Genomic DNA, 22,429 nt, shown 5'->3' with positions numbered 1-22,429 from the left:
ACGGAATTTTTGTATTTACTCTAGGCTAACAATCAGAGCACTTTTTGAGCCGATTAGTTCCATTATTTTTATAATGAATTTGAAGGCCAAGACCGATTGAAGAAAGTGCAATTGTGTCTCGGGTGTAACACAACTGTCATCTTGATGAAATATAATGCCCCCAATTTTTAAACCAAAGGGTATATTGATGACTTCAAATCCGCAAAAGCCATCCTTTAAAACGGATAGAAGCCGTCTCTTTAAAGACAGGTTTGCACAATTTGGCATTACTTCTGGTGGAGTAATGGTATTAGTCGCACTTTTACTTATCTTCTTCTACTTACTATATGTTGTTCAACCAATCTTTGAATCGGCAAAGGTTGAGAAGCGTATGGATATTCAGCTTACACAAGACAAAACATATTTAGGTGTAGGGGTAGAAGAACAAACGGAAATTGCGTACTTACTCGGCAGCAGAGGTTCGGTAGATTATTACCAGATCAAAGGTGAAAGCGCCGGTAAATTACTAGATACATTGGATGTTGAACTTGACGGTAATATTACAGCATTTGCAGAAAGTGCGCCTTTCTTAGGGCAATATGCATTTGGTCTGGATAACGGTCAGGTACAACTGGTGAAGCCGATGTTCACGGTAAGCTTTCCGGGAAATCAACGTGTCTTAACTCCTCGCTTAAGTTATCCACTTAATGCGAAGCAACTGATTGTTGATGAACAAGGGCAAGCAATTCGTAAATTCGCCTTTAGTCACTTCGAAGACAAAACCGCTGTTGTTGCACAGACTGCGGATAAACGTGTGATTTTTGCCTCCTTTGTTGCAGAAGAAAACATGTTTACTGGAGAGGTTGAATGGGCGGTTGAGCGTACCGAGCTAGATATTGATGGTCGCGTTGATGAGTTACTTATTTCTCCAGACACGTCGCGCACATTTGTTCGCTCAGCAAATCAAGTTTACGTCTTTGATTCTCGCTATGCTTCTGAAGTTGAGTTATTCCAGTTGCTTGCTGCAAATGAAGAAAATGCCAACTTGGTTGATATGAACCTACTAGCGGGCGCCAACTCATTAATGCTTGCTAACGACAACGGTGAGGTTTCACAGTGGTTTGAAGTCAATACCGATGATGGACGCCAGTTTGCTAAAATCCGCTCTTTTGAGACGCCAAAGAGCAAACAGGTCAAACTATTTAGTGAATATTATCGTCGTACTTTCTTCACGACTAATGAAAATGGTCAATTAGGTCTATATTACACCACCAGTGAAGCGCACTTATGGCAAGGTAAAATCACAGATAAAGCTGTACAAAAGTTTGCGGTAGCACCACGTGCTAATGCGGCTTTGTTACTCGCCGATGATACGTTAACGGTGGTAGAACTACACAATGAACACCCGGAAGTAACTTGGTCTGCTTTGTGGCAAGAAGTGTGGTACGAAGGGTATCCTGAGCCTGCTTACACTTGGCAATCAACCTCTGCGAGTGATGACTTTGAGTCGAAATTCTCATTAGTGCCTATTTCATTTGGTACCATTAAAGCGGCGCTTTATGCCATGTTGTTTGCTGTTCCTATTGCATTAGCGTCAGCAATCTACACCGCCTATTTCATGTCGAGTGAATTACGCCGTGTGGTGAAACCAACAGTCGAGATAATGGAAGCACTACCAACGGTTATCTTGGGCTTCTTGGCGGGCCTTTGGCTTGCTCCTTTAATTGAAACGCATCTACCTGCCGTGGTTGCTTTATTGGTGCTATTGCCAATCGCGATGATAGCAACGGCATTTGGTTGGACTAAGCTACCTGCAAAAGTGAGACACGTTGTGCCTGAAGGTTGGCATTCAATCTTGCTGATCCCTGTTGTGCTTATCGTAGGCTGGATTTCATTTGCCATGAGCGCTGGTATTGAGTCTTGGTTGTTTGGCGGTAATGTGCGTCAGTATCTAACCAATGAGTTAGGTCTAACATTTGACCAGCGTAACTCGCTAGTCGTGGGTATCGCGATGGGTTTTGCGGTTATTCCTACAATCTTTTCTATTGCAGAAGACGCGGTATTTAGCGTACCTAAGCACCTTTCTAATGGCTCATTAGCACTCGGTGCCACGCAGTGGCAGACTTTGGTTCGTGTTGTATTACTAACAGCAAGTCCTGGTATCTTCTCTGCGGTAATGATGGGTCTTGGTCGCGCCGTAGGGGAAACGATGATTGTATTGATGGCAACCGGTAACACGCCAATCATGGACTGGAGTATCTTCCAAGGTATGCGTACGCTTGCTGCAAACATTGCGGTGGAAATGCCGGAGTCTGAAGTTGGCAGCTCTCACTATCGCATCCTGTTCCTAGCTGCCTTTGTATTGTTTATTTTTACTTTCGTATTTAACACCGTTGCTGAGTTTGTTCGCCAGCAGCTGCGTGAAAAGTACAGCTCAATGTAATTGGAGTGACATGACATGGTAAAACAGTGGTTTAAGTCAGGTTCTCCGTGGATCTGGATGACAGGTGGCGCGGTCAGTATTAGTTTGATTTCAGTAATTGGACTACTTGCGATGATAGCGTGGAAAGGACTGAGCTTCTTTTGGCCATCAGAAGTTGTAGAAATGCATCTCGACGGTTCTGTTGCTAAGCAGACTGTTATTGGTGAAATATACGATCGTGAGATGGTACCAAAGTCTCGCCTTGAAGCGGCTGGATTCGACCTTTCAGGCTACAACAGCGAGCAAATCGAGCGTTTACTCATTAAAACGGGTAACCGTGAATACGTAGAACTTGATTTCCGTTGGGTGTTATCAACAGACATCAAAAGCCAGTTTACGCCAGCGGAATTAGCGGTATTTGAGCGTAGTAAAAATGGTAATTTCTATGGTTATGTTGCTCGCGTTTTAGAAGACGGTAAAGTAGTAACTGACCAGCCGATAGAAAGGTTACATGAGCTTGTTGAGCGTGCCGTTGACCTTAATGACGAGGCGCTTGATCTACAAAATAGCGAAATCGGGCACATTAACTATGAGCTTGAACGTCTACGTTTAAAAGAAAAGTCGTATCAACTCGATAATGACCTGACAGAGGAAAAGTTAGCAGAGTTAAATGCACGCCGTGCTGAGCTACGTGAAGATTACAAAGTCTTCGAAAAACGTTTATTTGAGCTAAGGAAGCAAGCAAAGCGTGACCAAGTTGTAGTGCGTGATATGCGTGGTGAAGAAGTGACTTTGCCGCTGTACCAAGTGTTGGACGTTTGGTTTCCAAATGACATGGGCTTTTTTGCCAAAGTGGGTCACTACTTAGTGCAAATCAGCAAGTTTGTGAGCGATGACCCGCGTGAAGCAAATACCGAAGGTGGGGTATTCCCTGCAATCTTTGGTACGGTATTTATGGTTATGCTGATGGCGGTGATCGTGACCCCATTCGGTGTTATTGCCGCAATTTATCTTCATGAATATGCAGCAAAGAACGCTGTGACTAAGATGATCCGCATCGCGGTGATCAACCTTGCAGGTGTTCCATCCATTGTATATGGGGTGTTTGGCTTAGGATTCTTCGTTTATATGCTAGGTGGGTCAATTGACGAACTTTTCTACCCTGAGGCTGCGCCAAGTCCTGTATTTGGTACACCGGGTGTGATTTGGTCTGCACTTACACTTGCTATCCTTACTTTGCCTGTGGTTATTGTATCCACGGAAGAAGGTCTGTCTCGGATCCCAAGCTCAGTGCGTCATGGTTCACTTGCGCTTGGTGCGACTCAAGCTGAAACCCTATGGCGGATCATTGTACCAATGGCAAGTCCGGCAATTATGACTGGTCTTATTCTTGCTGTTGCGCGTGCAGCGGGTGAGGTAGCTCCTCTGATGTTGGTTGGCGTAGTAAAGATGGCACCTACACTACCACTAGACGGAAACTTCCCCTATATTCACTTGGATCGTAAGTTTATGCACTTAGGGTTCCATATTTATGATGTTGGCTTCCAAAGCCCGAATGTTGAAGCTGCTAGACCTTTGGTTTATGCAACCGCGTTCCTACTGGTTACGGTGATTATTGCACTGAATATCACAGCGATTGGTATTCGTAACCACTTACGCGAAAAATTCAGATCGTTAGAGCATTAATAGTAAAGATTTTTAATAGGTAAAAACATGATTACAGTAGCGCCAGAAGTCAATCAAGCAAACGGCAATAACAAGCTTGATTTAGCAAACTTAAGTCCAGAACTCACCGCACTAGAGATCAAAAACCTAGATCTTTACTATGGTGATAAACAAGCCCTTAGCAACGTTAATATGTTGATCCCAAAAGGGCAGGTAACCGCGTTTATCGGTCCATCAGGTTGTGGTAAGTCAACGTTACTGCGTTGTATTAACCGTATGAACGACCTTGTTGATAGCTGTCGTATTGAAGGAGAAATCAACCTTCAAGGACAGAACATTTATGACAAGAGCGTAGATGTTGCGGCACTGCGCCGTAACGTAGGTATGGTATTCCAAAGACCAAACCCTTTTCCTAAGTCTATTTATGAGAATGTGGTTTATGGTCTGCGTCTGCAAGGTATCAAAGATAAGCGCAAGTTAGACGAAGTGGTTGAAAAGTCACTCCGTGGCGCCGCACTTTGGGATGAAGTAAAAGACCGACTTCACGACAGCGCATTTGGTTTATCTGGTGGTCAGCAGCAGCGTTTGGTGATTGCTCGCTCTATCGCGATTGAACCAGAAGTATTGTTACTTGATGAACCAACATCAGCACTCGATCCGATTTCAACATTGGTTATCGAAGAACTCATTAACGACCTGAAAAACAAGTATACTGTAGTTATCGTTACACATAACATGCAACAAGCTGCGCGTGTATCTGATCAAACTGCGTTTATGTACATGGGTGAGTTAATTGAGTATGCAGATACCAATACCTTATTCACCACGCCGTCTAAGAAGAAAACAGAAGACTATATTACAGGTCGTTACGGTTAAGGCGAGCTTGCGAGGAGAATATAATGGAACACAATATTAATAAGCACATTTCTGGCCGCTTTAATGAAGAGCTAGAAAACGTGAGAAACCACGTACTCAGTATGGGTGGATTAGTAGAGCAGCAATTAAACACTGCGCTTGATGCGGTTAATCACAATGATGCTGAAAAAGCGAAAAAAGTCAGTCAGAACGACTACAAAGTCAATGCGATGGAAGTGAATATTGACGAAGAATGTACACGTATCATCGCGAAAAGGCAGCCTGCAGCCAGTGACTTGCGTTTGGTTGTTGCCATCGCAAAAACGATTGCAGATCTTGAACGTATCGGAGACGAAGCGGAGCGTATTGCTAAAGTTGCATTGGATTCGTTTACCAAAGATCAGCAAGATCTATTGGTGAATATTGACAATATGGGTCGCCAAGTGTCACAAATGCTGCATGATGTGCTCGATGCGTTTGCCCGGATGGACGCGCAAAAGGCATTTGAAGTGCATAAAGCCGATGCTAAAGTGGATCGTGAATATGAAGCAGTAACACGTCAAATTATGACCTATATGATGGAAGATCCACGCTCTATTCCAAAAATTATGGATTTAATTTGGTCTGTGCGCTCACTAGAGCGGATTGGCGATCGATGTCAGAATATTGCGGAATATGTGATTTATTTCGTAAATGGCAAAGATATTCGTCATACATCTCAAGAAGATATCGCAAAAACCTTGTGATGCTTATCAATTAGTTGCGCGCTTTCGGCGCGCAATTTCATAGTAAGTTCATCTAAACTTGCAATAAAACCGTTCACAACAGCGCTCAATGCTGTAAAATTACACTTTGCACATGCATACAAATATGATTTAAGGGTCAGTTATGCCTAGTAACGCGTTTTTAGGGGTATTTGCTAAATCTCCTATTAAGCCAATTGAAGAGCATATAAAAATAGTCCATCAAGCCAGTGCGGCTTTGATCCCATTTTTTAACCATGTCTTCAAAGGGGAGTGGACAGAAGCGGATGCAATTCGCATTGAAATCCGCAACCTAGAGCGTGAAGCAGATGAACTAAAACGTGAAGTACGTTTACATTTGCCTCGTGGTTTATTCATGCCAGTAGAACGGACTGACTTACTGGAACTTATCACCCACCAAGATAAGATAGCCAACAAAGCGAAAGATATCGCAGGTCGCGTTATCGGTCGTGAAATGGTCATCCCTGAATCCATTCAAAAAGATTTTCTTGCTTACGTCACTCGTTGTGTGGACGCAACTAAACAAGCATCAGAAGCGATTAATGAGTTTGATGAACTGCTTGAGACAGGCTTTAGAGGCCGTGAAGTCACTTTAGTTGAAAAAATGCTAGTTGAGCTCGATGCCATCGAGCAAGATACCGACGATATGCAAATTAAAATTCGTCGAGAGTTACGCGCTGTTGAAAGCGAGCTTAACCCAATTGATGCGATGTTTTTATACAAGATCATCGAATGGGTCGGTGGGCTTGCAGATATCGCAGAGCGCGTTGGTTCACGTCTTGAGCTGATGTTAGCTCGTTAATAAAAATCGATCTTTTAAAATAAAGTAAGGTTTCTTATGGATATCATTGCATCCTACGGCACAGTATTGGTTTTAATTGCCGCAGCAGTTGGTTTCTTTATGGCTTATGGTATTGGCGCAAACGATGTTGCGAATGCTATGGGTACTTCGGTAGGTTCAAAAGCACTTACCATCAAACAAGCAATTATCATTGCTATGATCTTTGAATTCGCTGGTGCTTATCTTGCAGGTGGTGAGGTAACATCAACGATCCGAAAAGGGATTATAGATTCAACCCCTTTCATTGATATTCCTGAACTGATGATATTAGGAATGATCTCCGCGCTTTTTGCTGCAGGCGCATGGTTATTAATGGCTTCAATGCTAGGTTGGCCGGTATCTACGACGCACTCAATCATAGGTGCAATCATTGGTTTTGCGCTAGTAGCTGTGGGCAGCGAAGCAATCCAATGGGGCAAAGTTGCTGGCATTGTTGGGAGCTGGATTGTCACCCCTGCCATCTCTGGCTTTATTGCTTACCTCATCTTTATGAGTGCCCAAAAGCTCATTTTTGATACCAATAAGCCACTAGAAAACGCCAAACGCTTTGTGCCTATTTACATGGGTCTAGCGGGCTTTGTTATGTCTTTGGTTACAATCAAAAAAGGTCTTAAGCATATTGGTATCAAGCTTGGCACATTCGAAGGTTTTGCGCTTGCTATCGGTATCGCTATTATCATTGCTATTATCGGTAAGATTGCGATTTCTAAGCTGAAAATGGATCCTAATGCAGACAAGCAAATGCAGTTCAACAATGTTGAAAAAGTATTCGCTATCCTTATGGTACTAACAGCATGTTGTATGGCATTCGCGCATGGTTCGAATGACGTTGCTAACGCAATTGGTCCATTAGCTGCAGTGGTAAACATTGTTGAAAACGACGGTGAAATTGCTAAGAAAGCGGCACTCGCTTGGTGGATCTTACCGCTAGGTGGTTTAGGTATTGTTGCGGGTCTTGCGATCCTTGGTAAGAAAGTTATCAAGACTATCGGTGAAGGCATCACGCATCTTACTCCTAGCCGTGGCTTCGCAGCAGAGCTTGCAGCTGCTTCAACAGTCGTAATCGCATCAGGCACAGGCCTACCAATCTCTACAACTCAAACCTTAGTTGGTGCGGTATTGGGTGTGGGTATGGCACGTGGTATTGCGGCATTAAACATGGGTGTTATTCGTAACATCGTAGTTTCTTGGGTAATTACATTGCCAGTTGGTGCTGCCCTTGCTATTGTTATATTCTATATTTTGAGATTAGTGTTCGGCGTATAAAAATAAACCGCACTTTTCAAAAAGACAGACTTTTAGCTTGAAAAGATCTCAACACCTTTGGTGTTGGGGTCTTTTTATTTGTGCTGTTGAAAATTAAGAGTAAAGCTTGTGACGAATTTACCTAGTATCAAACAACTACAATACCTGCTTGCGGTGCATCAGCACCAACATTTTGGTCGTGCAGCGGAAGCATGCTTTATCGGCCAATCGACGCTAAGTAGCGCGATACAAAACCTTGAAGAGACATTGGGATGTCAGCTAATTGAACGCGAAAATCGCAGCCTAATGTTTACCGATATTGGTGAGGAAGTGGTTGAACGAGCGCGGAAAATTATCGACGACACCATGAGCGTTAAAGAGCTGACTAAAAGCTATAAAAATCCATTATCTGGTAAGTTGACGTTAGGGATCATTCCCACCATTGCGAGTTTTATTGCTGCGCCACTTTATCAGGCGTGTAAAAAGGAGTTTGCAGCACTTAATTTGGTACTGGTTGAAGATACCAGTGATAACTTACTGGACAAATTAGAACATGGCCATATTGATATGGCCATGTTAGCGCTGCCATATAGAACCGATAAGTTTCATACTCAAGTGCTCGCAAAAGATCACTTTAGCTTGGTTCGCCATACCGAGTACAGCGTACCAGAGCCGATTGAGGACTTTAACCTGTTACCTGAGCAAAGTGTATTTTTACTCGAAAAAGAGCACTGTATGACGGGACATGCTCTTAGCGCTTGCCACTTAAACCGTAGCGCGTGCATTAATCCATTTGAGGCGGCAAACCTACATACTTTATTAAGTATGGTGGAATATAAAAATGGCGTAACGTTTTTACCTCAAATGGCGATCAATGCAGGGATTTTGGAAGGGAAACCTTTAGTGGCTATGCCACCACAAGATCATGCATATCGTGAGATTGGCTTAATTTGGCGTCGTACTACGGGGCGGATCAGAGATTTTAGACTGTTTAGCGACTTTGTTGGTGGCTACATCAGCGGCCAATGTCAGCCATAGTAATGATAAGAAGCACCCCCTCGGTGCTTTTTTTTTTCAAAAAACTTTCCCGTCTGAACAACTTTTTTTGCAGCCGCTACGATTAATAGTTAGTGAGAAGATTGGATGAGTGAACTGCGTGTTTTTTAATAGCGAAAAACAATTAATAAAAAGAGCACTGCAAGGTAATCAAAGAGCATGGTCAAAGCTTTGCGCCCAGCATCATAGCCGTGTGTATAACCAATGCTTGAGGCTGGTTGGTAACCCGCAAGACGCGCTAGATATAGCTCAAGATGTATTTTTAAGTATGTATCGAAATCTGCATACCTTTAATGGTGATGCTAAGTTCTCGACTTGGGTATTTAAAATCACCCATGCAAGGATAGTGGATCACATGCGAAAACATAAGTTTGAATCGATTGAAGGTAAAGAACCTGAGACGCCGCAACACGGACCTGACAGCAAAATAGCGCAACAACAAAGTAATGAAGAGATATATATCGCGCTGAAACAACTACCATTTGAGCAGCGCATTGTCGTGGAGCTAAAGTTTTTCCAGCATTACACCTTTGATGAAATTGCGCTGCAGCTTGAGTTATCAAGTAATACGGTGAAGGCTAGGCTATACAGTGCGTTAGGTAAGATGAAAGGGCAACTAGAGGTGCAAAATCATGGCTAAATTAGCACACTTATTTGAGCAGTGGTTAGATGGCAAAGTGCTGTCTGAGGCAGAGTTGGCCGAACTTCAGGCAGATAGTGAATATCGAGAAATGATGAGTGCTGCTATTACTTGGCAACAGCGAGCTGCTAGCTTCGAAGAGCAGGCGCCACCCCCACAGCTCACTTTGCAGCATCAAACTCGCGCTTGGCCAGTGGCTGCCGTCGCAGCTTGGCTGGTCGTTGGGCTTGGTGTGTCAGGACTTTGGCTACAGAACTTAGGCTTACATCAACAGTTGAGTGCTCAACAAACACAACTGGCACAGCAGCAAAGCGCTATGCAGGCCATGCTTGCAAAACTTGATGAGACTAAGCCAATAGATCAAGCTACGCTTGCCAAGTTAGCAACGCAAGTGGTTGAACAAAATCGTAAAGAGCGCAGTTTGGCAATGAATAATCTCGTTGATCTGATCCAAGCACAAAGAGCGCAAGATCAAGCCCTACTTAGGCTGCAATTGAATGAATTGGCAGAGCAAGTAGAGCAAACACCGACACAAAATTTAGCACAGTATCGAGGTAAACCATGAAGTTAATTCCACTTTGTTTTGGCGCTGTCGCAGCCATTGCTACAAGCTTTGCTCAGGCCCAAGTTGTTGATGAAGCGCTAAAGCGTGAGGTTGCTATTTTTGAGCGGGTATTAATGAGTGCACTACAGCATGATACACAAGATCAAGTTCGTAGTGTTTCTGGCTATTATTTAAAAGATCAGGGAGTTGTGTTTGAACTGGCATTAAAACGCCGGCACCGTTTAGAGTGGATCTCTCATATCGATAATCTCGATGATGTGGCTGCAATAGGGGAGTTTGAACTGCCGGAATTTGATATGGACATCGCGGAGATTGAGATTTCACAGCCGATAGCTGAAGCTTTTTCTCAAGCTTATTCGGATGCAGCTGAGAAAGTGAGAGCAGGAGCCGAGAAGGTCCGCGAAGCCGTAGAGCAAGAAAGAGAGAATAGAATTCAATTGAGGGAACTTGAACGCGAAAAAGCGGAGCTGGAGTTTGCGAAAAGGCACGAAAGTGATGATCAAGTAAAAGAATTTACGGAGTCATTGAGAGAAGTTGAGAAACGCATAGAAAAGCTTTCACTTAAGGATTCGGAATTAAAAGACCTTAAGGATAAGCTGAAAGCAAGTCTTGAAGCTTCTCGGGTCAAACGAGCGAAAGAGAAAGCAGAAAAGCAGCAGGCGCTTGAAAAAATGCTAGTAACCAGCTTAGCCCGAAGTTTATGTGACTATGGTGCAGGTTTAAGAAGTTTACCTAGAGATGAGCATATAAGCTTTATTTACAATGAACTCAGCAACCCAAACAATAAACAGGTGTTTGTTTATCCAAAATCCTTGGTGCAGCAATGTGTAAAAGGTGAGAAAACGGCTAAGCGGCTTGCTGAGATAGTAACTAGCTATCGCTTTTAGTTAGCCTAATTTTGGGATAAAAAGCGCCTTCTTCGAACTTGGGGGCAAGAAAATGACAACACAAAAAACAGCATGGCTGCATGCTGTTTTGTTTTAAAAAGGAGCTATTAAGCCTGCTCGATGTTTTTTGCAGTAGTTAAATTTGGTAAAAAGAGTAAGTAAACCCAAACCACTAGATTAAAGTAGGGTAGCAAACCGAGCCCTGTGAACAATTTTACCGGGTATCCTTTTGTGTTGGCATAGCGGTAACATTGATAAGCAATGAGCAAGTTTGCAAGTAGTAAAAACAGTGATAATGACAGCATAATTTACCCCTTGAAGTCCATAGCAAGATGTAACTCAATCCTTTGAATGTCTATAAAATTAAGGTGTTACCTTAAAATTTGGTGACATTTTAAACTGGTATCTTTAATTATAGTGGACTTTGCAAGAAGTAAAAGTAACCTTTAGTATAAAAATGTTACTACGCTGTTTTTAGAGATAAAATAGTTTTTGCACTGCTCGCTAGTTGTTCAATAGGGAGCGGTCTAGAGATAAAGTAACCCTGTCCATAGTCCACACCTATTTCCTTAAGTTGTTGAAATATTTCTTTGTTTTCGACATATTCGGCAACTGAACACTTATCTAACGAGTGACTAATATCGTTTACAGCTTTGACCAGCGCCAGGTCAATTGGGTCGTTGAGCATGTCTCGAACAAAGGAGCCATCTATTTTAACATGCTGTGCGGGTAGCTGTTTTAGGTAGCTAAAAGTGCTGAAGCCTGTCCCGAAATCATCAATAGCGAAATGACAACCAAGATCGTTCAGATTTTTAATCATTGTCTGGGTTGCGTTGAGGTTATTAATACTGGCAGATTCTGTGATTTCAAAAATAACGCGATTAGCTGAAACTTGATGCTCTTTTAAACAGGCCTGAATGTGGGGTTGCAGTCGTTCATCTAAAAATGAATGAGCAGATAAATTAATCGCCACTTGGCTCAAAATCTCATGTTCAGCCAGTGCTTTAATGGCTGTTCTGATCACACATTGATCCATCAAAAATGTATCATTAAGTAGCTCTAATGCAGGAATAAACTGATTTGGGTAAACTGTCTCACCGTTAATCTTTAATCTAAGCAGTGCTTCGTAATAGGCTATTTGTTGTTTTTTGAAATCCCAGATCGGTTGATAATGGAGTTCTATGCTGTCGTTCTGAAGCGCTTGCCTAACACTATGGCCCCATTCTAAACCGGTTTGCAGTGTTTGGTTTTGTTCATCTTCTTTATTATAACAATGAACCAAGTTGCGGCCGAGATTCTTGGCGATATAAAGGGCTATGTCGGCTTGTTTCAAACACTCGCTGGGATCCGCATTTTCATTGGTAATTTGCGTTAACCCGATAGAACAACTGAGAGAGTATGCATTATCTTCAAAGTGAAATTTATGTTCTTCGATAGCCATGCAAATGCTTTCAGCGCACATATGAGCATCAAGTAAATTGGTGTGCTTAAGCAGTACAGCAAATTCGTCTCCACCAATACGGAAAGTGAGATGCTCTTCACCTATTTTGTCACCAAACAACTCAGATACTTCTTTGAGTACAATATCTCCTTGCTGATGGCCTTTACTGTCATTGATGATCTTAAAGTGATCTAAGTCGATGTAAATTAGTGCATGTTCTATCTCTTGTGCAGACTTTACTTCATTGCACAGCTGATTTAGTTGTTGGTCGAAGTAGTAGCGGTTGTGTAAGCCGGTAAGCGTATCATGCAATGCTAAGTGTCTGAGTTGCAGCTCAGCTTGCTTGCGTTCGTGAATATTATCGAGTGTTGCAGTTATTGCGACCGAACTTGAGGTATTCTTGATAAGTTGTAGGCGACACTCGACCCACACTAGATGTCCTGCTTTGTGGCAGAGTTGCAGCTCTAATTGCGCATGTTGCCTGACTCCATTTTGAATTTCTTGAATGACTTTGTTGAAGGTCGGCAATTCATCTTTGGCAATATAATCGCGGAGCTGGGTATTGAGGCTTGACTTAATACCAAAGCCTGAGAGGTATTCCCATGCTGGGTTTATAAAGCGGATCGCGCCTTCCAATTCCAATTCAACGACAACTGTTCTCAGGTGGAGTAAAATCCGTTGGTGTGCAGAAAACAAATCTTTATAGCGACTTTCACTGCGACTGAGTTGCTCGACTTTATTAGCAAACTCGGCATAGCTCACCATAAAATCTTCTCGCCGCGCTGCATGGTCGCATACTTTGCTTAAAAAGGGCATATCGTATGGTGCTCGAACAAAGTCGGTAACACCTAACAATAATAGTTGTTCGGCATGGTCGGCATCGCGTTTGTCAATAATGGTTACAATGGCTTGGCTTGGACGATGTTTGAGAATACTTTCGACTAAGCTTTCTGCGGAACCTGATAAATCAGACGTAGTGTCCATTAAAACAATGGCGTAATGATCTTGTAGAAATAGTGATAAAGCGCTGGCCGCCGAGCTTACATGTGTGCAAACGAAATTGTGCGATAGGTGCTCACATATTTTTTGCGCACGTTGTTGGTTGGGCTCTAACAAGAGCAAGTTGAGGCGGCTGCTTTTATCTAAATGCGTTGACAACACATTGGCCAAAATTTGCGGCAACATGTCTTGACGTTCAAATGGTAGCACGGCATCAATACTGTAGCTACGAGCGGTGGTTTCGGCTATTCGTTCACAATAAGTCGGTGGAATAAGTACGATGGGTGTATTTTTGGGCGTTGCCAGCAGACCTGAGCGGATCATGCGCGAGAATCGCCAGCCGTCAATTTTGCCAACATCCAAGCCGGTGATCACTAGATCTACAGCTTGCGTCTTTAGTAAGCTTAGGGCATCTTGAGAGTCGGATTTGGCAATGATAGTAAAGACATCTAATGCACTAAGAGTTTTAGTCAAGGTTTGACGCTCGTGAGCACTGGCGTTAACAATGAGCAACGTTAGTTGTCTAGACACAATAAAAAAACCTCACCAGATACTGCGACACAATCATTGGGCTTGTCTTAAAGTTAGCAAATCGTACTTAACCGCTGCTTGATAATAATCAAACAGTGACACGAACTTTGCTCGGTAATCATAGCCGATAGCGATAAGTTATTGTTTAAACGTAAAGAATAAAGAACGTACTAAACAAAGGTGCACACCGTACAAAATTTTACATGGTGATTACCGTTTTAGACTCGCTAGGTTAAAGGTATTTACGCAAGGTTACAAGCACTTGATTTCGCCAAAACACCGCACTAGACTTGGCGCACTTTTAGAAATGAGGCCTTTCCATGCGCGTAGCAGACTTTAGTTTTGATCTTCCTGATGAGTTGATTGCCAGACACCCAATGAAGGAACGCTCTAGCAGTCGTCTTCTTACCTTAAATGGCAATAGTGGTGAAATAGAACACAAAGTATTTAGAGATATTTTGGCACTCATTAATCCAGAAGACTTAATCATCTTCAATAACACTAAAGTTATTCCTGCGCGTATGTTTGGTCAAAAAGCCAGTGGTGGAAAACTAGAAGTATTGGTTGAGCGCGTTGTAGATGAGCGGACTGTGCTTGCTCATGTAAGAGCGAGCAAGTCGCCAAAACCTGGTACTAAAATTGAGCTTGGAGGCCAAGCAACCGCAGAAATGGTTCAGCGCCACGGTGAATTATTTGAGTTGAGATTCGAGGGCGAAGAAAATGTATTGGCTATTTTAGATAAAATTGGCCATATGCCTTTACCTCCTTATATCGACAGACCGGATGATGAAGAAGATAAAGAGCGTTATCAGACTGTGTATGGTGAGAAACCAGGCGCAGTCGCTGCACCTACCGCCGGACTGCACTTTGATGATGAATTGATGGCTAAGCTAAAAGACAAAGGTGTTAAGATGGCCTTTGTTACTTTACACGTGGGCGCAGGTACGTTCCAGCCGGTGCGAGTCGATTCGGTGGAAGAGCATGTTATGCACTCAGAATATATCGAGGTCTCAGCAGAAGTCGTGGAGGCAATCAAAGCGGCAAAAGCCAGAGGAGGACGCGTCATCGCGGTAGGTACTACGTCGGTGCGCTCACTTGAGTCTGCGGCTAAAGCAAACGGCGGTGAAATTGCTCCACTTTACGGCGATACCGATATTTTTATTTATCCGGGCTACCGTTTTAACGTGGTAGATGCAATGGTGACTAACTTTCACTTACCAGAATCAACGCTAATCATGTTAGTGAGTGCGTTTGCAGGGCAACAGCATATTATGAAGGCTTACCAAACCGCCATTGAACAGAAATACCGCTTCTTTAGTTACGGTGATGCGATGTTCTTGCAAAAGCAAGATAAGTAACTCACGCCATACAACTATTAAAATGCCCAGTGTTGCTGGGCATTTTGCGTTTTATGGCTGTAAAGTTGCAAGCTCGATATGGACTTTGTGTTTTTTATCCCAATATTAGAATTGCGCTAGTAATCTTGGTAGAATCGAAAGATCACTGCCCTAAGCATTGGCTTAGCACGTTTTTTAGTCAAAGTTGGACTGTTTTTCCGACAACGAGGTAACAATGAAATTTGAATTAGATAGCAAACAGGGTAAGGCTCGCCGAGGTCGCTTGATTTTTGACCGTGGTGTGGTAGAAACGCCTGCATTTATGCCTGTTGGTACTTACGGCACAGTAAAAGGCATGACCCCTGACGAGCTCAAAGAAACGGGCGCACATATCTGTTTAGGAAATACCTTCCATTTGATGCTAAGACCTGGCACTGAGATCATCAAGCAGCACGGCGATCTGCATGATTTTATGAACTGGGATAAACCGATTCTGACCGATTCAGGCGGCTTCCAAGTATTTAGTCTTGGTGCAATGCGTAAAATTTCGGAAGAAGGTGTGTTGTTCAAGTCACCAGTTAATGGTGAGAAAATCATGTTGTCTCCAGAAAAAGCGATGGAAGTACAGCGCGACTTAGGGTCAGATATCGTCATGATTTTTGACGAATGTACGCCGTATCCAGCGACAGAAAAAGAAGCAAAAGACTCGATGGAGCTAAGCTTACGTTGGGCTAAGCGCTCCAAAGATGCACATGCTGATAATCCTTCAGCGCTATTCGGCATTATTCAGGGCGGTATGTACCCAGAGCTTCGTGCCGAGTCGCAAAAGGGCTTAGAAGAAATCGGTTTTGATGGTTATGCACTTGGTGGTTTATCAGTTGGTGAGCCAAAAGAAGACATGATCAATATTCTTGACCAATGTGCCTATAAAATGCCAGAAAACAAGCCACGTTACTTAATGGGCGTTGGTAAACCAGAAGATTTGGTTGAAGCGGTACGTCGCGGTATCGACATGTTTGACTGTGTAATGCCAACGCGTAACGCTCGTAATGGTCACTTATTTGTGACAGGTGGCGTGGTAAAAATCCGCAATGCAGCACACAAAACAGATACTAGCCCACTAGATGCGGAGTGTGATTGCCACACTTGTAAGAATTACTCTCGAGCGTACTTACATCACCTAGATAAGTGTAATGAAATTCTAGGCGCTCGACTCAATACCATCCATAACTTACGTTATTATCAACGTCTGATGGAAGGAATGAGAAACGCCTTATCTGAAGGTACATTTGATGAATTTGTCGAAGACTTTTATGCGCGCCGTGGCATTGCGGTGCCAGAGTTGGCTGACGTTGGTTTGACAGAAAATAATTAATTTATAAACGAGGAAGTGAAATGAGCTTTTTTATCTCAAACGCGCATGCTAGCACCGCAGCAGCTGCACCTGCTGGTGGTGGCATGGAAATGCTAATCATGTTAGGTATTTTTGGTCTGGTATTTTATTTTTTAATTTACCGTCCACAAGCTAAGCGTGTTAAAGAACACAAAGACCTAATGGGTGCATTAGGCAAAGGTGACGAAGTACTAACTCAAGGTGGACTTGTGGGTAAAATCACTAAAGTTGCTGATGATAAAGACTTTGTTGTAATCGCACTAAACGACCAAACTGAAGTAACAGTGCAAAAGTCAGCGGTTTCAGCTGTGTTACCTAAAGGTACAATGAAATCTCTATAAGAATAACAATAAAGGGATAGCCCAGTGTTAAACAAGTTTCCAATGTGGAAGTACTTACTTGTTCTCGCTGTGTTGGCTATCGGTATTCTTTATGCCACACCTAACTTGTATGGTCGTGATCCGGCCATACAAGTTTCTGGCACAAAAGGTGCTGATGCGACGCTCAGTGTATTAGATCAAGTTAACGAAACCCTACAAAAGAACAACCTTGCCGTAAAATCTTCTGTGTTAGAAGACGGTCAAATCCTTGTCCGCTTCAAAAATGTTGAAGATCAGCTTAAAGCACAAGATATTTTGCGTAATAGCTTAAGCGATGATTACATTTCAGCAATCAATATGTCTCCGGCACAACCTGAGTGGTTAAAAGACTTAGGTGCAAATCCAATGAAGCTCGGTCTAGATTTAAGTGGTGGTGTTCACTTCACTATGGAAGTGGATATGGTCACGGCGATGGACAATGCACTTGAGCAAATGGAGCAAGATTTCAAGAGTGATTTACGTGAAGAAAAATTGCGTTATCGCTCGGTGCGTCGGGTTTCTAATAGTGAACGTGTACAAGTAACGATGCGTTCGGAAGAGGACAAAGACGCGGCAATGAGCTTCTTGAGAAAACGTTACCCAGGTAACGACTTTATCAATGATAGCAGCGATAGCCTTGCTTTCTTCTCAAGCCTTAGCGACCTTAAATATAAAGAGCTGCGCGAATACGCTATCAAGCAAAACGAAACCATTATTCGTAATCGTATTAACCAACTAGGTGTTGCTGAACCAAATGTTCAACGTCAAGGTGGTGAGCGCATAATTGTTCAACTTCCAGGTGTTCAGGACACGGCTCGCGCGAAAGAAATTCTCGGTGCCACGGCGACGCTTGAGTTCCGTGAAGTAGACGAAAATGCCGACGTGCGTGCAGCAGCACAAGGTCGTATTCCTCCTGGCACGGAAGTGATCCCGCATAAAGATGGTTATCCTGTCGTGCTTAAAAAGCGCGTTATTCTTGAAGGTACGCATATCACAGGTGCGCAATCTGGTATGGATGAATATCAGCGCCCTCAGGTGAATATCAAACTTGATAGCAAAGGTGGGGCAAAAATGAATGCCTTTACTAAACGCGCCATCGGCAAGCGTATGGCGACGGTTTTCATCGAATACAAACCATCTGGCAAGAAAGATGAAAATGGCAAAGCGTTACCACCAATCAAAGTGGAAGAAGTGATTAACGTTGCCACGATTCAAGCGCGTTTAAACAGCTCTTTCCGTATTACCGGTATTGATAGCCCAGCAGAAGCGCATAACTTAAGCTTGCTACTACGTGCAGGTGCACTGGTTGCGCCAATTCAAATCGTTGAAGAACGTACTGTAGGTCCAAGCCTTGGTCAGGAAAATATCGAAGCGGGTATGACTGCGGTTGTGCTTGGTTTTGCTTTTGTTCTTGCCTTTATGTTGCTGTACTACAAAGGCTTTGGTCTGGTAGCAAACTTGGCGCTTGCGGCTAACCTCATCATGATTGTGGGTGTGATGTCGATGATCCCAGGCGCGACGCTGACGCTGCCAGGTATTGCCGGTATCGTATTAACCGTAGGTATGGCCGTTGATGCTAACGTACTTATCTTTGAGCGTATTCGGGAAGAAATAGCGGAAGGCCGCAGTCCACAGCAAGCCGTTCACCATGGTTACGATAGTGCATTTAGTACGATTTTTGATGCAAATATCACCACTTTAATTGCAGCTGTGATCCTATTCTCTGTCGGTACAGGCCCAATTGCAGGCTTCGCGGTAACCCTAGCTATCGGTATCATTACCTCGATGTTTACAGCGATTGTTGGTACGCGTGCAGTTATTAATGCCATCATCGGTGGCAGACGTATCACAAAGCTATCAATCTAGGAGACGGACATGCAATTATTAAACTTAAAAGGCACAATCCGTTTTATGTCGGCAAGAAAGCTTTCCATGGCTTTTTCGGCATTGTTGATCTTGGCTTCAATCGGCTCGTTTATGGTGAAAGGACTAAACTTTGGTTTGGACTTTACTGGTGGGACGGCAGTTGAAGTTGGATTCTCGCAGCCAGCAGACTTAGCAAAGGTACGTAGTGTATTAGCCGAGAGCGGTTTTGCCGATGCCTCTGTGCAACTTTTTGGTTCAAGCCAAGAGGTATTAGTACGACTCGCCCCTCGTGGGGACGACGTGAAAGCTGAAGTATTAGGTAACCAACTCATCTCCGCGCTGAAACAAGCGGATGAAAGTGTGGTGATGCGCCGCATTGAATTCGTAGGTCCAAGTGTTGGTGAAGATCTCAAAGAGCAGGGTGGCTTGGCGATGCTAACCGCGCTTATCTGTATCTTGATTTACGTTGCTTTTCGTTTTGAATGGCGCTTTGCAGTAGGTGCTGTATTTGCACTCTTCCACGATGTTGTACTGACAATGGGTCTGTTCTCTATCTTAGGTCTGGAATTTGACTTAACTATTTTGGCGGCAATATTAGCGGTAATTGGTTACTCACTTAACGATACTATCGTTGTCTCTGACCGTATTCGTGAAAATTTCCGTAAAGTACGCATTGACGACACCTTGGAGATCATCAACATTTCACTGACACAAACGCTTAATCGTACATTAGTGACCTCAATCACGACTATCCTTGTATTGATTGCGTTATTCGTATGGGGGGGTCAAACCATTCATGGTTTTGCGACGGCCTTGCTATTCGGTGTATTTATCGGTACCTATTCTTCTGTTTATGTAGCGAGCTCAGTTGCAGTAGCAATGGGCGTTAGCAAAGAAGATTTGATCCCGGTAGAAGTTGAAAAAGAAGGTGCAGACCTAGACGCTATGCCTTAATCATGGAATTTGATGTAATAATCGAAAGCGGCTTTTTGGCCGCTTTTTTGTTGCCTGTAAAACGTCATTTTATTGTTTCTAAAATATTACATTACTATATAATGATAATCGTTATCAATAAAGGAGATACTTATGTACAAATTTGCGATGGCGGTTGGTGCACTGACATTAATGACCGCATGTTCTAAGCAACCTGAGCTTGAGCAGCAAACCGGATCTGTAACTACAGAAGCAACCTCATCTTTAGCACAATACAAAGTTCAAGCAGAGGCCTTACTTGCAGATATTCGTATCGAGAAAGATGCTGCAGCACTTGAAACACAATCCGCCGATCTTGTGACGCTTTCTAGAACTTTGCTTAATGAGTTTGTGGCTAAGTATCCTCAGTGTCAGACTTATCTAGATGCCTTGGATAAGGCCGCTGATATCATTCCTACTTTACCACTTGAAGAGATCGAAACGGGTTATCACGCAGATGGTAAATTACCCAAGTTTGATGACCCTGTTTGCTACCATGCCAAAGATTTATTAGTGCATCCAGCAACGGTTCAAGCGATTGCGATGAAAGGGTTTAGTGGCGCTGAAGACTATAAGAGTGCAGAGATGGAAATTGTGGAAGTGATTGCACACTTTGATCAGGTAGAACGAGCGCTAAAGTAAGCGGTTGAAAATCATTCAATTGCAAATTGGGTACATTTCACCCGATTGACATATATCTGTCATACTCTGTTGCTACCGTGCGCGATTATACTTTTACAGTGAGTTTAATGCTGTGGATCCTTCGCGCACGTTAGTACTTAATACAATAATAAAAGAAAAAGCTGTATTTACTCTGTTTCAGCCTATCTACGATCTTGCGAAACGGCAAATCTTAGGGTTTGAAGCATTAAGTCGTGGCATGTCCGGCTCATTGTTGGAATCTCCAGACAAGCTTTTTGCGATTGCGAGTAAGCAGGAGCGTTTGTCAGAACTGGAGATTATCTGTCGTGAAGCCGCTATTAAGCAGTTCGTCTCACTCAACCTTCCTGGTAAGTTATTTTTAAACGTTAGTCCAAAAGCGTTACTTGATCTGAGCCACCCAAAGGGCGAAACCAGACATCTTACAGAAGTGTATGGGCTCGATCCCAAGCGTGTCGTCATTGAAGTGACTGAGCAAGACAAAGTAGATGACGCGAATCTGCTACTAACTACAATTACCCATTATCGAGAACTTGGATTTCAAATTGCGATTGATGATTTGGGAGCGGGTTATTCTGGTCTCAAGAAGTGGTCGGAGTTATGCCCTGACTACGTCAAAGTCGACAGATACTTCATCGACCATTGTGACCAAAGTGTGGTGAAACGCGAGTTTTTAAAGTCCATTATTGAACTTGCTAAAGCCACTAGCACTCAAGTAATTGCCGAGGGAATTGAGCGAATTGAAGAGCTGAAGCTTATTGAGCAGCTCGGTATAGTGATTGCGCAGGGTTTCTTACTTGCTAAGCCTACTCGCAAACCTCCCACTGAACTCGCACTGTTTAAATCTTTACACACGGAATCCAAAACGGCCTTCAATCAATTTGAGCAGTCGATGGCAATCGGTTGGCTTGCCAAAGAGGCCAATGCTATCCATGAATGTACGCAATGTATCGATGCTCATAGGTTGTTTGAACAAGATCGTAAGCTAACCAGCCTTGCTGTGGTTAATGATGCTAGAGAGCCTGTAGGGCTGCTACACAGAGATCAACTGACTGAGGTGTTTGCGGCACCATATGGTCATGCACTCTTCGATAAGAAATCAGTGATTAAGTTGATGGATAAACAGCCGTTAGTGGTGGATGAGCAGCAAGAGCTTGATACGGTGAGTAAACAAATAACCGACCATGAATTTGATATTCGACGTCATATCATTATTACTAGAGATGGTCGTTATCTTGGCTTAGCGCCCTTGAGAGACATACTCAAGCACATCACAGAAGAAAAAATTCGTCATGCTCAACATGCCAATCCATTAACCATGTTGCCGGGCAATGTCGCGATAAATGAGGCAATAGAGCAAAGGTTACGTTCACATCATGACTTTTCTCTAGCATATATCGACCTTAATCATTTTAAGCAGTTTAATGATTTATATGGATATGCAAGTGGTGATAGTGTGATTAAGCTACTTGCCGAGGTGACAGTTGATGTATGTGCACAGAGCTCAAGTTTTGTTGGGCATATCGGGGGCGACGACTTTATGGTGGTGTTCGATAATAATGATGCAGAAGTGTTGTGTCATGAGATCATCACTCAGTTTGAGCTTAAATCAAAAGCCTTTTTTACTCCCGAGCATGTTAGTGCTGGCGGTTACTGGGCAACAAATCGTGAAGGGCAAAAGCAATTTGTACCTTTACTCACTTTATCGATTGGCTTAGTGAGACCAGATTTACAACACTGTATTAATTCGCATCAAGTTGCAGCTTTAGCAACAGATGCTAAGAAAGAAGCAAAGCGCTATCGTAATAGCTATTTATTTGTCTGTAACCGTCGTAAGCCTACGGTATCGACTGTACGACTGGAAAATGCAGGTTGACTATATTTTTAATTACGCAATAGTAATAGCAATCCGTAAAAATACTTTTGATTGTAGTATTATTTCCCCTAAAGAG

Annotated in this window: 19 protein-coding genes; 17 read left to right on the top strand and 2 right to left on the bottom strand. The window is 43.1% G+C overall.

Going from position 1 to position 22,429, the window contains the following annotated elements:
* Window positions 1–187 precede the first annotated feature (187 nt).
* The 10 genes from L3V43_RS12010 (at window position 188) to L3V43_RS11965 (ending at window position 10,919) form a co-directional block, all read left to right on the top strand.
* Window positions 188–2,422: an ABC transporter permease subunit gene (locus L3V43_RS12010; RefSeq protein ID WP_102057570.1), complete on the top strand. Its 2,235-nt coding sequence runs from the start codon at window positions 188–190 to the stop codon at window positions 2,420–2,422.
* 15 nt (window positions 2,423–2,437) lie between these two features.
* Entirely contained in the window at window positions 2,438–4,087 is a 1,650-nt protein-coding gene (gene pstA / locus L3V43_RS12005; RefSeq protein WP_237116648.1) for a phosphate ABC transporter permease PstA, read from the top strand.
* 27 nt (window positions 4,088–4,114) lie between these two features.
* Window positions 4,115–4,942, top strand: coding sequence for a phosphate ABC transporter ATP-binding protein PstB (gene pstB, locus L3V43_RS12000; protein WP_010607157.1), 828 nt, complete (start codon window positions 4,115–4,117; stop codon window positions 4,940–4,942).
* A gap of 23 nt (window positions 4,943–4,965) precedes the next feature.
* Complete coding sequence (gene phoU, locus L3V43_RS11995; RefSeq protein WP_010607158.1) at window positions 4,966–5,667, top strand: phosphate signaling complex protein PhoU; 702 nt, start codon at window positions 4,966–4,968, stop codon at window positions 5,665–5,667.
* A gap of 142 nt (window positions 5,668–5,809) precedes the next feature.
* Window positions 5,810–6,487 carry a TIGR00153 family protein gene (locus L3V43_RS11990; protein ID WP_010607159.1) on the top strand — a complete coding sequence of 226 codons (678 nt, stop codon included), beginning with the start codon at window positions 5,810–5,812 and terminating at the stop codon, window positions 6,485–6,487.
* A 36-nt stretch (window positions 6,488–6,523) separates the two neighbouring features.
* Window positions 6,524–7,792: an inorganic phosphate transporter gene (locus tag L3V43_RS11985; RefSeq protein ID WP_010607160.1), complete on the top strand. Its 1,269-nt coding sequence runs from the start codon at window positions 6,524–6,526 to the stop codon at window positions 7,790–7,792.
* Window positions 7,793–7,900: 108 nt separating this feature from the next.
* Window positions 7,901–8,809 carry a hydrogen peroxide-inducible genes activator gene (locus L3V43_RS11980; RefSeq protein ID WP_010607161.1) on the top strand — a complete coding sequence of 303 codons (909 nt, stop codon included), beginning with the start codon at window positions 7,901–7,903 and terminating at the stop codon, window positions 8,807–8,809.
* A 118-nt stretch (window positions 8,810–8,927) separates the two neighbouring features.
* Complete coding sequence (locus L3V43_RS11975; RefSeq protein WP_010607162.1) at window positions 8,928–9,467, top strand: RNA polymerase sigma factor; 540 nt, start codon at window positions 8,928–8,930, stop codon at window positions 9,465–9,467.
* Window positions 9,460–10,032 carry a hypothetical protein gene (locus tag L3V43_RS11970; RefSeq protein WP_045962626.1) on the top strand — a complete coding sequence of 191 codons (573 nt, stop codon included), beginning with the start codon at window positions 9,460–9,462 and terminating at the stop codon, window positions 10,030–10,032. The genes L3V43_RS11975 and L3V43_RS11970 overlap by 8 nt, the downstream gene beginning before the upstream one ends.
* Entirely contained in the window at window positions 10,029–10,919 is an 891-nt protein-coding gene (locus L3V43_RS11965; RefSeq protein ID WP_237116649.1) for a hypothetical protein, read from the top strand. The genes L3V43_RS11970 and L3V43_RS11965 overlap by 4 nt, the downstream gene beginning before the upstream one ends.
* 107 nt (window positions 10,920–11,026) lie before the next feature.
* Here the strand turns inward: L3V43_RS11965 and L3V43_RS11960 are convergent, their stop codons facing one another.
* Together L3V43_RS11960 and L3V43_RS11955 are read right to left on the bottom strand one after the other, a co-directional pair.
* Window positions 11,027–11,224: a hypothetical protein gene (locus L3V43_RS11960; protein WP_010607165.1), complete on the bottom strand. Its 198-nt coding sequence runs from the start codon at window positions 11,222–11,224 to the stop codon at window positions 11,027–11,029.
* A 158-nt stretch (window positions 11,225–11,382) separates the two neighbouring features.
* Entirely contained in the window at window positions 11,383–13,890 is a 2,508-nt protein-coding gene (locus tag L3V43_RS11955) for an EAL domain-containing protein (RefSeq protein ID WP_010607166.1), read from the bottom strand.
* 320 nt (window positions 13,891–14,210) lie between these two features.
* Between L3V43_RS11955 and queA the strand changes: the two genes are divergently transcribed.
* The 7 genes from queA to L3V43_RS11920 all read left to right on the top strand — a co-directional run bounded on the left by queA (window position 14,211) and on the right by L3V43_RS11920 (window position 22,353).
* The gene (queA, locus tag L3V43_RS11950) at window positions 14,211–15,248 is read left to right on the top strand and encodes a tRNA preQ1(34) S-adenosylmethionine ribosyltransferase-isomerase QueA (RefSeq protein WP_235367951.1); all 1,038 of its coding nucleotides are present in this window, start codon (window positions 14,211–14,213) and stop codon (window positions 15,246–15,248) included.
* Between the two features lie 214 nt (window positions 15,249–15,462).
* Window positions 15,463–16,602: a tRNA guanosine(34) transglycosylase Tgt gene (gene tgt, locus L3V43_RS11945; protein ID WP_010374167.1), complete on the top strand. Its 1,140-nt coding sequence runs from the start codon at window positions 15,463–15,465 to the stop codon at window positions 16,600–16,602.
* 20 nt (window positions 16,603–16,622) lie between these two features.
* Window positions 16,623–16,961, top strand: a complete 339-nt coding sequence (gene yajC / locus L3V43_RS11940) for a preprotein translocase subunit YajC (RefSeq protein ID WP_010374166.1) — start codon at window positions 16,623–16,625, stop codon at window positions 16,959–16,961.
* A gap of 24 nt (window positions 16,962–16,985) precedes the next feature.
* Window positions 16,986–18,845: a protein translocase subunit SecD gene (gene secD, locus L3V43_RS11935; RefSeq protein WP_010607168.1), complete on the top strand. Its 1,860-nt coding sequence runs from the start codon at window positions 16,986–16,988 to the stop codon at window positions 18,843–18,845.
* 9 nt (window positions 18,846–18,854) lie between these two features.
* On the top strand, window positions 18,855–19,799 hold the full coding sequence (secF, locus tag L3V43_RS11930) for a protein translocase subunit SecF (RefSeq protein ID WP_010607169.1): 945 nt from the start codon (window positions 18,855–18,857) through the stop codon (window positions 19,797–19,799).
* A gap of 132 nt (window positions 19,800–19,931) precedes the next feature.
* A complete protein-coding gene (locus L3V43_RS11925; RefSeq protein ID WP_102057564.1) occupies window positions 19,932–20,459 on the top strand; it encodes a hypothetical protein in 528 nt (175 codons plus the stop codon).
* 112 nt (window positions 20,460–20,571) lie between these two features.
* Window positions 20,572–22,353, top strand: coding sequence for a bifunctional diguanylate cyclase/phosphodiesterase (locus L3V43_RS11920; protein WP_237116650.1), 1,782 nt, complete (start codon window positions 20,572–20,574; stop codon window positions 22,351–22,353).
* Window positions 22,354–22,429: the final 76 nt, after the last annotated feature.

Origin of the sequence: Pseudoalteromonas sp. L23, assembly GCF_021728455.1 — a bacterium.
Taxonomy (GTDB): domain Bacteria; phylum Pseudomonadota; class Gammaproteobacteria; order Enterobacterales; family Alteromonadaceae; genus Pseudoalteromonas.
The sequence above is the reverse complement of the archived record's forward strand: the minus strand, read 5'-3'. Positions and strand labels throughout refer to the sequence as shown.

Excerpts from the sequence above, each read along its gene's own strand:
- L3V43_RS12010 (WP_102057570.1), top strand. The coding sequence starts at position 188 with ATGACTTCAAATCCGCAAAAGCCATCCTTTAAAACGGATAGAAGCCGT.
- pstA (WP_237116648.1), top strand. The coding sequence starts at position 2,438 with ATGGTAAAACAGTGGTTTAAGTCAGGTTCTCCGTGGATCTGGATGACA.
- pstB (WP_010607157.1), top strand. The coding sequence starts at position 4,115 with ATGATTACAGTAGCGCCAGAAGTCAATCAAGCAAACGGCAATAACAAG.
- phoU (WP_010607158.1), top strand. The coding sequence starts at position 4,966 with ATGGAACACAATATTAATAAGCACATTTCTGGCCGCTTTAATGAAGAG.
- L3V43_RS11990 (WP_010607159.1), top strand. The coding sequence starts at position 5,810 with ATGCCTAGTAACGCGTTTTTAGGGGTATTTGCTAAATCTCCTATTAAG.
- L3V43_RS11985 (WP_010607160.1), top strand. The coding sequence starts at position 6,524 with ATGGATATCATTGCATCCTACGGCACAGTATTGGTTTTAATTGCCGCA.
- L3V43_RS11970 (WP_045962626.1), top strand. The coding sequence starts at position 9,460 with ATGGCTAAATTAGCACACTTATTTGAGCAGTGGTTAGATGGCAAAGTG.
- L3V43_RS11965 (WP_237116649.1), top strand. The coding sequence starts at position 10,029 with ATGAAGTTAATTCCACTTTGTTTTGGCGCTGTCGCAGCCATTGCTACA.
- L3V43_RS11960 (WP_010607165.1), bottom strand. The coding sequence starts at position 11,224 with ATGCTGTCATTATCACTGTTTTTACTACTTGCAAACTTGCTCATTGCT.
- queA (WP_235367951.1), top strand. The coding sequence starts at position 14,211 with ATGCGCGTAGCAGACTTTAGTTTTGATCTTCCTGATGAGTTGATTGCC.
- tgt (WP_010374167.1), top strand. The coding sequence starts at position 15,463 with ATGAAATTTGAATTAGATAGCAAACAGGGTAAGGCTCGCCGAGGTCGC.
- yajC (WP_010374166.1), top strand. The coding sequence starts at position 16,623 with ATGAGCTTTTTTATCTCAAACGCGCATGCTAGCACCGCAGCAGCTGCA.
- secF (WP_010607169.1), top strand. The coding sequence starts at position 18,855 with ATGCAATTATTAAACTTAAAAGGCACAATCCGTTTTATGTCGGCAAGA.
- L3V43_RS11925 (WP_102057564.1), top strand. The coding sequence starts at position 19,932 with ATGTACAAATTTGCGATGGCGGTTGGTGCACTGACATTAATGACCGCA.